The sequence below is a fragment of the Dysgonomonas sp. 25 genome, from assembly GCF_010501075.1.
In the GTDB taxonomy this organism is placed as follows: domain Bacteria; phylum Bacteroidota; class Bacteroidia; order Bacteroidales; family Dysgonomonadaceae; genus Dysgonomonas.
Genome location: NZ_QVMN01000003.1, coordinates 168,832 through 182,100, shown reverse-complemented (window position 1 = coordinate 182,100; position 13,269 = coordinate 168,832). Strand labels below are relative to the sequence as shown.

General features: G+C 42.9%; 6 protein-coding genes. All 6 read right to left on the bottom strand.

Annotated elements, in window-relative coordinates:
- Positions 1–88 precede the first annotated feature (88 nt).
- The 6 genes from cas2 to D0T66_RS06370 all read right to left on the bottom strand — a co-directional run bounded on the left by cas2 (position 89) and on the right by D0T66_RS06370 (position 13,239).
- Positions 89–394 carry a CRISPR-associated endonuclease Cas2 gene (gene cas2, locus D0T66_RS06395; RefSeq protein ID WP_255489750.1) on the bottom strand — a complete coding sequence of 102 codons (306 nt, stop codon included), beginning with the start codon at positions 392–394 and terminating at the stop codon, positions 89–91.
- 38 nt (positions 395–432) lie between these two features.
- Positions 433–1,368, bottom strand: coding sequence for a type II CRISPR-associated endonuclease Cas1 (gene cas1 / locus D0T66_RS06390; RefSeq protein WP_163356421.1), 936 nt, complete (start codon positions 1,366–1,368; stop codon positions 433–435).
- 338 nt (positions 1,369–1,706) lie between these two features.
- Positions 1,707–6,143: a type II CRISPR RNA-guided endonuclease Cas9 gene (gene cas9, locus D0T66_RS06385; RefSeq protein WP_163356420.1), complete on the bottom strand. Its 4,437-nt coding sequence runs from the start codon at positions 6,141–6,143 to the stop codon at positions 1,707–1,709.
- A gap of 217 nt (positions 6,144–6,360) precedes the next feature.
- On the bottom strand, positions 6,361–8,562 hold the full coding sequence (locus D0T66_RS06380) for a glycoside hydrolase family 97 protein (RefSeq protein WP_163356419.1): 2,202 nt from the start codon (positions 8,560–8,562) through the stop codon (positions 6,361–6,363).
- Positions 8,563–8,986: 424 nt separating this feature from the next.
- A complete protein-coding gene (locus tag D0T66_RS06375) occupies positions 8,987–11,470 on the bottom strand; it encodes a glycoside hydrolase family 31 protein (RefSeq protein WP_163356418.1) in 2,484 nt (827 codons plus the stop codon).
- A gap of 11 nt (positions 11,471–11,481) precedes the next feature.
- Positions 11,482–13,239, bottom strand: coding sequence for a glycoside hydrolase family 66 protein (locus tag D0T66_RS06370; protein WP_163356417.1), 1,758 nt, complete (start codon positions 13,237–13,239; stop codon positions 11,482–11,484).
- Between the last annotated feature and the right edge of the window lie 30 nt (positions 13,240–13,269).

Sequence of the window (13,269 nt, the reverse complement as noted above, 5' to 3'; positions counted from 1 at the left end):
TATATCAAACAATTACAATAAAATTTAGGATCAGAAAAAAGTGTATATCCAAACAGAAAAATCGGGAATACTCCCGATTTTTTGCTTTCTAAAATAACTCTAACTGTTGGTATGGGGTAGAAATATTCTTTTCTTCTTTCTCATAGAAAAGTTCCATCGCTTCAAATTGTTTATCCGTAACACATAAAATTCCAATATAACCTTTAGGAGGTAAACTCTTTTTAACCCGTGCAATATGTACAGCGGCATTTTCTCGGCTAACGCAATGACGTAAGTAGATCGAAAACTGAAACATCGTAAAACCATCTTGTATAAGCTTCTTCCGAAAGTCCGAATACATTTTTCGTTCTTTCTTTGTCTCGGTCGGCAAATCAAAAAATACCATTACCCACATAATTCTATATTCATTTAATCTGGACAAGCCCATTTCGATCAGACAATTATATCAGGATATACAATCTTCCGAACTTCCCCCGAAAAACATTTATATAAACTTGCTGCTGTTTGAGAGGCTGCGACCAGTAAAGGACGGCGTTTGCCATTCATCACCACATCATGTCCCGGGATAGATAAAAGTGTTTGCTTTAGTTCAATATCCAAGTCGGAGATATCAACCCCAGAAGCAACAATATCAATTACAACCTTATCTACCACCGGACGATAAGGTTCCATAATGTCATCGGCCAAACAATAGGCATTGTATTTATTCCGATGAAAAATACCCAAAGACGGCAACATGCCAGCCGAAACAATAGCACGGGCTATAACTGCACGCAAAATAGCATAACCATAATTCAACAAATTATTGGGAGGAACTCCTTCCCTGTGACGACGGAAGTCCGGAATATCAGGAAAGATATTCATCCAGAAATAGGCGGCAGCCTGTGCCTCGTAATTATCAGGATCTCCGCTCTTTACATCATCAACCCATTTAAACATCGGCGTAGCATCTACATTTCGCGTAGATTCGAGAAGGGTTGCCTGATTTTTTATCTTCGCTTTGACTGTTTGTTGCCAAAGCTGCTTCTTGAGTGGCTGGGTAGCCTCGATTTGCTCACGAAAATGCTCTGTTTGCGTTGAATGTCCGCAAAGAGGGAGCATTAACCCGACAGGCATTCGCGAGGAATCGCAAGTTACAAGGGCTACATTATTATCCAATAATTCTTCTATCAGTCCGTGTGTAATCGTTATCCGTTTATTGTCCAAAATAACGACCCCGATATCTTCTATCGGAATACTCGCTTTAGAGCGTTCTTTAAATGACTCCGGAACATCTGCATTTTCTACTTCCGGCAATTTCACTATCATCTGCTTATTTGCCATGCTAAGGTAGGCCGGGTTTCCGAAATATAGGGTCTTTTTGATCATAACTTCATATAATTATTTAATAATCAGAATATTTACACTTAAAACATGATCGCTTTTTTGAAAATGTAATAATTTTTATTTTTTTAACAATTTAACAATAATCTTTTATGACTTCATATTATATAATAACTTATATTTGTAAATATAATAATTACTCAAACAAATAAGTAATCATTATTCATTACATTTGTACTATTCATTAATAGACTATGTAAGAACTATCTCCTCCTCATTAGGGGAGTTAGTAGATTTAGCAAATTGAGTAGAGCAAAATATAACTGAGTATTACTTTCATAAAGAATATTAATATGAAGTCAGTTGTGATTAGCTTATGTGCTCTACTTGATTTGCTTTATTTCTCCTAATCTATCTATTTCTATTTTTAAACAAGTTTCCTTTATCATTTCGCCTGACCAAGCTCGTTGAGCCTTATTATTTGCCCCTAACTCTGTTACTTGAATAATAGGCCATGCAATAGAATAAGGAATAAAATGTACTTCATTTCCTGTACAGCTCACAACTTTATATATCCTGCTCTTGTTCCCTGCTACATCTTTTATATCTATATTTCCCCGCTCCAGTTGATCCTCGGTTGGCACATATACCAAATCATTAGGAGAAAGGGTAAATAACAATTTATCTCCATCATTATTTGTAGTAGGAACAGCGCTCTCTCCTCGTTTAAGATTATCTATAACGATCTCTAACGGAATCGTTTCAAAACTTCGCTTACTACTATCTTTTGATTGATAAATAGCAAAGAAGAGATTTGTACCTTTGGCTGCAACGACATACTTCGCCTTTTTGTTTCCCCGTTCGCCGACATTGAATTTGCTTCCAAGCGCTTCGGATACCCGAACCTTATAAATTGGCTTATGGTACTTCCCATTATTTAGCGTCCGGATATGTTTATTCATATCCTCAAGCCCTTCGGGAGAGAAAGCATTTTCGGTATCACCTCCGTATTTTTCGAGATGGCGAAGCAATATCTGCCGGATGCCTGTATCTGTTACCGAATTTATATTTTTAAGCGTAAAGGTGCTGTCCAGAGCTTTGCGGGTAGCGACCAACGGTTCTTTCTCGTCGCTATAATAATACACTTCGAGCTTGGATATATCCTTCCGTGCATAACGATTATCCAGTTTTTTGAAATAGGCTAAGATTTGCTTTTTATCAAACTTTTCGCTAACCAATTGCTTTATCTTATCACGGACTTCCCTATCGACAATCATTTGCCAGTTGTCCAATGCCACAGAAAGAGTTACTGTTCTTTTCAATTGCAGATTTACCCGGCCATAGACAGTTTCTTTATGCAAAGGCTTGCGAATAGCCCAATTGTCACCGCCTACCTGATGAACCAATTTCTTCGTACCTCCTTCGTATTTCTGATACTTATTGGTCGATTTATTAATCACACGCAAGTTCTGTTTGAAACTGATAATGATATCGCCCATAGCTTTCTGTGTGTCCTCCGTAAAGGTATCCCATGGCTTGCGAAGCAGTTTCTTCCCTCTATTTTTCTCAATAAACAGTTCTTTTTTCTCTCTTTCTCTCTTTTGGGAATCTCCCTCTTTTGCAGACTGATTATTCAGATAATTGACATGCGAACGGGTTGTGCAAGCTATGACAAGGGCATCCATCGCATGATGTCGATGGTCGATACGTTTCTTACTGAATCCTCGTTGATTTTCTTCCGGCACCTGTATTTTGAATGTTTGTCTATCTACCCAATATCCATAACTGTTTGATTTTGTCAGCTCATTAAGCCGCTCGAAACGAGGGGTTATTATTTTATTCCAAACATCATTCAATCCCCAATCTTCTTTCAGTTTGGCTGTTATTGCCCCTGTAACGGGAATTAGGTTTTTCGATGTTGCTTCCTGTTCGTTCTCTTCCCTTACAATATTCGACAATAAGCCTTTCACATATCGGCTGATATAGCGGGTGTCGTTCATCTGCCTATCAATGAAACTATCAGGAATTTCGTCCATCAGCAACTTTTTCTTTTTCAATGGCGAGTTCTTGAAATTGCGCTTAACAAAGTCCTCATAAGCTTCGTATCGCAAGACTTCCCTTTTATCTCCATTACCCAAGTCAACCCATGTACCGCCTTTTTGTCTGATATATTCACATGCCAGCAGATTACCTTTATCCCGGTTGACAGCACTTTCGCAAATTATTTTATTAGTGAACGAATCGTCGTAATAGCGAGCCTGCGGAATGACATGTTCTATATCATATTCACTTGTAAAGAGCCGTCCCAGCGGAATAGGCTTTCCGGTGTAAGGCGAACAATATCCCTGTTCCAGCCAGCATTTATAACGGATGATTTCGGATTGTGTAGGCTGTTTCTGGCGCGTAATCTTGATAATATCTTCCGGGATTTCGATAGCTGAGCCAAGAACTCCTTCCTCATAGATTTTGAGCCGTTCTTGTTGCGACAATGAATCGGGACGGACATCTTTTCCTTCATTCCTCATCTCTGTCAACAATGCCCTTATACGCATGTTCGTATTTTCGTTCTCCTGATTCTTGCGGGTTATCTCCTGCCGTTTATTGGCGGGACTTTTCATTTCCCGAGCTAATTCGAGATGGATTTCCGATAAATCGCCATATTTCTCCCAAACATCACGAACGACACGCAATGTTTCGGTCACAATTTGCTCTACCACCGGGTTGCGAAGCGAATGTTGCCTGAAGTCTTTCAAGAAATCATCTATATCTTTCGGCGACTGCCACCGGGCAGTTTCGCTGGCTTCGGAGTGACGGTTATATACCACATAGCAGGCCAGCCAAAGCGGCAATCCGCTGAATAGGGAGATATTCAAATCCTGACCTAATTCCTTTGCCACCTTTTCCCTGACACCTTCACTTATCGCTTCGCAGTCTTCGCCATCAATAAGCCTGTCGATGCGTTCTTTTGTCTTTGCGTCAAATGCATTCTTATCCCAATATTTTCCCATCCGCATCAGCGGGAGGAGCTTCTTCATAGCTTTGGACGAATAGGAAGCATATGCCTTATCGAAAGGTTTAACCTTCTTAAACTCGGCAACAAAGTCTTCTACGTTAGCTATTTCATATCTGACAGCAAACGACTTCAATGCCTGCACCAATTCGCCCTTGTCACTTACGGAGTACAGGATATGCCACAAGTGTTCTTCGACCTCCGCCGTAAGGAAGCTATCATCCAATCCCACTTGTTTCAGGCGGCTGACAAACTCGGCATGTGTTGGGCACATAGGCAACGAACGGTCGCCATAATTCCATTCGTAAGCATCCTCTTTGAGCTTGGCACCTTTGATGGATGACAGGAACGACTTACGTGTGACCTCTTTCTTTTCTTTCAATCGGTCAAACAAAGCAACATAGGCCTCTTCGTCAGGAAGATAGAGAGCAGTCACATCCGAGGTATCACCCTTCGCAATAATCTTTACATTCTTCAGGAACTGCCACAACCTGAACTCTTCGAACAGCGGATGCGACCGGGATATACATTTCAGATATACCTTTTCTACTATCCCTGTCGCAGGATGTTTATAGGTTCTGTATTCATACTGGCAATCCTCTATCAGCGACTTCTTACTTTTCAACGGACGTTGATAGAATATAATATCGTCGATAAAGAGATATACAAAATCCTTGTTCTGAATACTGTTGCGATATGCCTCGTTGCTCCGGTACAAATCCTTGATGCAAAGCGTGTATAGCTCGGGATTATTCAGTTCGGGATGAAATTCTCTCTGTTTCTTCAATATCTGGTTAAGCTCCTTACGGTAGAACTTACGCTCTATCGTCTGGATGAGTTTTCCTTTTATCTTCTGATTCGGATCAGACAGTAACCTATCATAGATAAAAGTACCCACCGACTTATGCGATTCGTCGATTTCTTTCTCGGTACGTTTTTTTACCAACGTCCAGTCGTCGGCAGTAGGGATACTGTACGAGCGCTTCTCGTTGTTGTCTTTATCAAGCTTCGTTGTGACGATAAACTCTTTTGTCTTACCCACCCAATCGAGCGGAATTTTGCTCTGTCGTTTATAAACATCGCCATTCTCCAGCAGCACGTTATACCATATAGCATCTCCTTTTCTATCGCCGGAATCCTCGACACTCACAACCTGCAATTTCTGATACTCTTTCGTCTCATTTATGTTTATATCTTCCTCTTCGCCTCGTTGCTGATAGTAGCCTCTCTTTTGATTAAAATGCAGAATCAGCCATGCCAGCTCTTCCTTTGCTATTTTCTCCGTCAATGCTTTCTTCCGTAGATAATAGATAGTCCAGTCATAAGGCACTTTCTTTCCGTCCTTTACAAGGTCAGGCTGCTTTTCAAGAAAGTCCTGTATCATTTCGGCAAACGACTCCTTGAAACAGAAGTCATATTTGCCTGTTTCTTCATTCAGCGAATAAGCCATTTTAGGCTCCGAATCAAGCAGGAACTTCCCGGGCTTTTTCCCGAAATCAATATACTTAGCATAATGCTCCGGCAAGAAACCGATGATGTTCAATACCCTATGAAGGCGCTCTCTTCGCAATAAATAGCGTTCGTGAAGGCGGCGGACACCACGATATCTTGTTCGTTCTGCTGTTTGCGTTTTCAGGTTTCCATTGTCGAAGTCGCTCAACATTGCAGCGTCCATAGGTATTATACGGCTACCTAAGCCTACGATTCCGGAAGGAGAAAACCCTTCTGTTTCAAGATTTTTAATGTATTCTACTAAAGCCCATCCGATAGAGTTTGGTCCCAGGTCTAATCCCAATACGTTCTTTTTCATAATTAAGGTCTAAAAATATTTTGCCTAATTTAAAAAGAATATTTGGATTTTAATGCTATTTGATCTATATTTGTTAACGAAAGCTAATCACAATAAGGATTATTCCGTTGTGAAAACAAATAAGGCGGCGGAAAGCGATTTCCGTCTTCTTCTTTTTTAAAAGAGCTCATAATCTACACAATTACAAGCTCTTTTCTTATTCTTCGGTGAATACCTGCTATAACTTTTTCAATCCTTTAATCTGTTCCTTACTTGCTACGGGAAAGATACTGATGGCATACCCTCCGCCCGGAGCCGAATATTGTTTCAATTTAGACTTACTGGTAACAACTACTTTACGTATCTCATAGGCTTGAGGATTCGTTTTGTAGTGGGCATTCTTGGCATCGGAATAGATAGTCGCGATGTATTGTTTTCCCGGTTCGAGGAAATCGAATTGGATATTGGAAGTAAAACCCTTCTCGCCACAAACATTTCCTACAAACCAATTATCTGTCCCTTTTGCTTTACGGGCAACAGTCACATATTCGCCCGGCTCGGCTTCGAGATAGTTGCTTTCGTCCCAATCTACGGCTACATCCTTAATAAACTGGAAAGCGTCCGAAAGGCGTTCGTAATGCTCGGGGAAATCCGCCGCCATCTGCAAAGGGCTATACATGGTCACATACAGCGCCAATTGGTTGGCAAGGGTAGTATTGACATGCGATGTATTGTTGGGGTTGATTTTCTCGATATCCATCTCAAAAATACCCGGCGTATAATCCATCGGCCCTCCTATCAGGCGCGTAAACGGAAGGATGGCTGCATGATTGGGCTTGCTGCCTCCAAAGGCTTGGTATTCTGTTCCACGGGCAGATTCGTTCCCTATCAGGTTAGGCCATGTACGGCAAAGCCCGGTCGGGCGGGTAGCTTCGTGCGCATTCACCATGATTTTATGTTCGGCTGCTTTCTCTATCGCATACTGATAGTGGTTATTCAGCCATTGACTGTAATGGTATTCTCCGCGGGGAATCATATTGCCTACATAGCCTGACTTCACCGAGGTATATCCATTTTCGTTCATAAAGGCATATGCTGCCTCCAAATGACGTTCGTAATTACGGATAGCACCCGATGTTTCGTGATGCATCATCATTTTCACACCTTTGCTCTTAGCATAATCTCTGATACCTTTCAGGTCGAAGTCAGGATAAGGTGTCAGGAAATCGAAAACATAGTCTTTCGAATTGCCAAACCAATCTTCCCAACCGATATTCCATCCCTCAACCAACACAGCATCGAAGCCGTGTTCGGCAGCAAAGTCGATGTAGCGTTTCACATTTTCGGTAGTTGCACCATGTCGGCCGTGAGGCTTCACTTTCGAATAATCGGTCACACCCAGTTGTACACTCGGCAAGTCGTACGTATACGACCATTCGCTTTTCCCGGTAATCATTTCCCACCAAACACCTACATATTTCACCGGCTTAATCCACGATGTATCTTCTATTTTGCAAGGCTCATTCAGATTCAGCGTCACGTTAGACGCCAGTATATCGCGCGCATCGTCGCTCACGAGGATAGTTCGCCAAGGCGTATTGCAGGGCGCTTGCAGATGCCCTTTCGTCCCGTTAGCATCGGGTGTCAGCCACGATTCGAAGACAAAATTCTTATCATCCAGATTCAAGTGCATACAAGAGTAGTTAATCAAAGCCGCTTCGTGCAGATTGATGTATATACCCTCATCGGTTTTCATCATCAGCGATGTCTGTACCCCTGTTGGGGAAAATACTGTCTGCGAAGCATTGGGCGTAATAGCGCCTTTCATCAGTCCGCTGATTTCGGACAAACGCGACATGGTATAATCATATTCCTGCGTATCATAATCGCCCGGAATCCAGTAAGCCGTATGGTCGCCGGTCATGGCGAACTGCGTACGCTCCTCTTTGATAACGAAATAAATCAGGTTCTTTTGTTGTGGAAATTCATAACGGAATCCCAGTCCATCGTCGAACAGCCGGAAGCGGATAAGCATCTGCCTGTCCGTTCCTTCCTGATTCAGCGTTACGGCTAATTCGTTGTAACGGTTGCGGATATCTTTTGTTTCGCCCCAAACAGGCTGCCATGTTTCGTCGAAAGAGGACGTTCTGGTATCTACGATACGGAAGTTGTCGTAAAGCGAGTTTTTGGGGTCTTTATCCTCCGATTTTATATCCATTTCCGCGCCAAATTCTACTTTGGTCGTATTGCCAATCAGTTCCAGTCCGAGTTTACTCGGTTTTATTATTTGTTTGCCTTTATAGGCCAACCGATAAGCCGGCACTCCTCCTTTTTCGAGGGAGAAGGTCATCGACAGGTTGCCATCGGGCGATTTTAGTTCCTGAGCATGTATCATACTTATTGAAACGAATAAGCACAATAGAAAGATTAATTTTTTCATTCTTTTAAATATATTATTTTTCACAAAGCTGTTATGTATGCGAATCACTAATTAGCTTCCTACCCTAAAAAGCCTCTAAAGTGTCGCTTTCCTGTACCACTTTTAGTTACTTTTTTTCGAGCAAATCCAAATAAAACAAACTAATTACCAACATCTTATATTTTAAAACCGGTACAAATAATTCTGTATTTTTTGTTGGGTTACTTTTTATTATTTAACCACAGAGGACACGAAGGTTCTACACCAAGTTCACTAAGTTCTTTAAAGAACGCTTTTCCGAAAAAGTAACATACCTCTACTCATTTTCGATGTTTTTGACGAGTTACTTTTTTTCTTGTAACTTGTAACTGTGCGAAGCACAAAGTAACTCGTAACTATCATAACATTGATAAACTTATAAGTATAATTGTACCAGTGATTCACATTATTTTTTGACGATGACTTCTACCCCTTTCCTTTTGTCCGGGAATTTCACCCAACACTCCAATGTAGCCTCATTCCACGACCATTCCACCGAAGATACATTATCCAGTTTATCGGCAATAGCCCGTTCCTCTACTTGTTTGATGGATTTACCGTCTACCGATACACCCGACGGTTTTTCTTCCAGATGATATTTGAGGACAATATTCCGCTTTTCGGATTGCACAAAGCCTTTGTCTTTCGGCGTAATTACAGTATTGTAGCCTTCCGCCAACGTCGTACACGAGAAGTCAGTCTTGGAATAAATATCTTTCAGATAATCGAGATTCTCGCCCTCATCCTCATACAATTCGAATGTTGCACTTTCGTCCTCATAGTTCGGGAAAATATGGATGAACAACGGATAATCCTTTTTCTCATGTATATACTGCATCACAGGCATCATCGGGATGATAGAACCTTTCTTTACAAAAATCGGGATAACACCCAGCGGCGCGCGATAAGCGACCATCTGGCCGCCCAGATAAACCGTTTTCTTATCATTAAAGTCTATCCATTCACCATCAGGCAGATAGACACGTTTCACGCGTTCTCCTTTTTTCAGTACTGGAGCAACCAATATCTCTTCGCCGAAGATAAATTGATTATCCACTTTGATAGCCTGTTCATCGTTCGGATATTCCATAAACAAGCCGCGTGTAATAGGCAATCCCGTATCGTGTGCTTTGCGCGAATAGGTGTAGAGATAAGGAAATAACTGGTATTTCAGTTCGATAGCTGCTTTGCTGTTCTTCTCGGCTACTTCGCCGAACATCCAAGGCTCTGCCGCATTATCGCCTTCGTGATGCGCACGACTCAACGGGCAGAAAATACCGAACTGCATCCAACGGGTATATAGTTCCGCCATAGCAGGATAGTCGGTTATATCTCCGCAATAGCCCGATATATCGGTTGTCCAGAAAGGGATTCCACCCAATCCGGCAGAAATGCCGACAGCTACCTGATTTTCTAATTGTCCCCATCCTTCCAGGACGTCGTTGCCGTTACCACTATCGTTCGTCCAACCGAAGGTATAGCGTTGAAGACCTGCATAAGCCGAGCGTGTCATCTGGAATATACGGCGATTGGGGTTGCGTTTTTCGAACTGCTCTTTCACAACCTTATCCCACGTCAATCCATATACATTGTGTATCTCGTCGTGCATACCGATGTGGTGTTTCATGTACAAGCGATCAACATCCTCTTCGTTACTCCATGCCGGTTCGCCCATATCCGTCCAGAATCCGCTTATGCCGTCGTCTATCGGCTTTTGCTGATACTTGCCCCACCAGTCAGCCACTTCGGGGATGGTGAAGTCTACCACGCCACAGTTACCTCCCCACGGCCAAGGCATATCGTACGATTTACCGTTGCGGATGTCTTTCACCAAATAGCCCAGCTTGTCCGCTTCCACCCATTGCGGGTTTTCGCGTTGCGAAACAACCGGATCCTGCGACACTATCATTTTAAAACCTTGCTTCTTCAAAGTTTGCAGCATTCCTTGTGGGTTCGTATAGTTTCCCTTTCGCCAGGTGAAATCCTGCAAATTCTGTGTCCAGCCGATGTCCTGATAAATAATATCACACGGTATCTGCCGCTTACGGAATTCGGCAGCAATCTCTAATGCTTGTATCTCTTTGGTATACAACCCGCGACACTGGGCAAATCCTAATGCCCATTTAGGAGGCATTATCGGTTTCCCTGTCAAGGCAATATATTGTTCTTGTATTTCTTTGTAATCTTTTCCGAAAATGAAATAGTAAACAAACGCCCCGTCAGGCGCTTCGAACGAATAATATTCATCCGACTCCGTCCCGAATTTGAATTCGGTTTTGTACGTATTGTCCAGAAATATTCCGTAGCGATAACTACTCATAAAAAACGGAATACTTTTTGCCAGCGGATCTTCGGTCACGCTGTAACAAGGGCGGTCGCTGTTCCACATTTTGTACGAACGTCCGCGACGGTTCAATGGTCCTGTTTTTTCGCCCAGCCCGAAGAATTGCTCATCGCTGCGTAATACTTTATGAGCCTTTACCGCAGTAGCGTCGGAAACGTGTCCTTTTTCCTGAAAATCGCTGAAGACTAACTTCTGCCACTTGTCGAATATCTGCAACTGCATCGGATTTTTGTTTACCCGGATGCGCAGTTTCGACGTAAATATCTCGTAGCAAGCGGGCTCTTCGTTCACATTGATTTCGCCTACATCTTCCAATTGTTCATTCACGACCGCGAACGATTCGTTGTTGCGGACGAACTTCCCTGATTGATCGAACCATACTTTAACAACCGAGCTGCTATTGATTGTCAGTGATAATCGCGAACCGTCTTTACAGTTGAATATCACCTGATTTCCTTTCTTCTCATACGAAATACATTCTCCGGCAATCGCTATTGCCGAAGAAAGTATTAACCCTGAAATAACCAATAAGATTTTCTTTATCATAACCTCTAACCTTAATATTCTATTACTACCATATCCCAATATTTCAGCGACGGAAGGGTGAACGTCAACTCATTGCCCGACTGAGTGAATTGTACATCCTGTGCAACTCCACCGTTCACGTCAGGCGATGCAAACCAAACTTTGTTTGCCGTACCATTCACTGCGATTTTAATTTCGGCATTCGTTACCAGCAGCGGTTCTTTTTGTGTTCCGTTCGTGTCTCTCCAATCCATACTGTTAGCATCGGAAAAATTAATCAGATGAATCAGCTCTTTCCCTATGAATTGCTTGCCTACGACAGCCACGTCTCCCTGTGCAGCAGGCCAGTTGCTGAACGACAGTTGCCCATCGACAGATTGCACTGCATTATTAGCAAACGCTCCGCCATCGCGCAACAGATTCTGATACGCCACCAGAAAGTCATAATAATGCACAAGCGCTGTTCTCAATCCGCCTTTCATTTGCAGGTTCGAATTAGGGAAATACTCGTTCGCCAGATAATGCTCTCCCAACTCGAGGTGCGACCCTCCGAAAGAGAAAATAACAGCATTCGCCAGCAGCACCCCGGGAGCATTCATATATCCGGCGGAATTTGATCTGCCATAGTTCATATAAGCAGCGAGAACGGTATTTTTCGTACGGCTGCTGTATGCATTGTTATCCAAAATGACCTGCGATAATTGCTCGAATGTTTTGCTTTCGTCCCAGACTTCGGTATAGAGAAAATCGACATCCGAAGCGGCTATCCCTGCCTGCCCGTACTGGCTGACAGCATTCATCACCAAACGTTTGTCGGGGCTTGCCTGTTTCATCGCCGCAATAAAAGACGGATAAGCTGCAGGCAGATTCACAACAGTACCATTGTAATCGTATAGTGTTCCGCGGTTTCCTAATTGGTCGATATGGTAGCCATCGAAATCAAAGACTTCGTACACATCCTTGTGGCGTCCGGCAATGTATTCCTGCCACTCGGTATTAGCGGGATTGGTCAGGTAAATACTGCTGCGGAAAGGTGCATCGAGGTGATGATTGTCTTTTTCGTCGTGATTGGTGTCTTTAAAGAGGTACCATTCTTCTTTCACCCCGTCGGAGGCGGCATTCTTCAACGCACCGAAGGCAAGGTTATAAAACATCGCTTTCATTCCTCTGCCGTGAGCAGCAGCAATATATCCTTCTACGGTCGATTTATAGTTCATCCGCCCGATAAGATCAGACCACGATGCCAGCGGATTATCTGCCGTTCCGGCTAAAGGGCGTTGATGATCATACATCCAGTCGTAGAATTGTATCCCGTTGATATGGTAACGGTTCAGCGTAGCTATGTTATCCGATATCTGCTTCTCCGACAGTTTGCCGTAAGAGGAGAGGAAGCCATAGCGCGGGAATTTCTTCCAGTCGGAAGATACGTCTACGGCTATGCTGTAGTATACCTTTTCGGCGCCTTCCACTGTTCCATATACATCGACCATATAACCTTTGTAATCGTCGGCAGGAACCGTCCAGCTCCAAGCGTCGCCGGAGAGTGATTCCTCTTTCAGCACCTGCCCCAGATGAGAATAGCGGACTGTGAGGTTCGTATTGGGTGTTTCTTTTAGCGCGAACTGCACCGTTTCACCCGGACTGTAAACTGCCTTATCCGTACTTATGTTGATACTCATATAGCTATCGCCATAGGTCACAGGATTATGCTTTGTATCGTAAAAATCGTCGCACGCAGCAAACAAAAGCAGCGAAAGGGCGGCTACGATATATGTTATTCTTTTTTTCATAATGTTATTCTTTTAGAGCATCCACTGTAC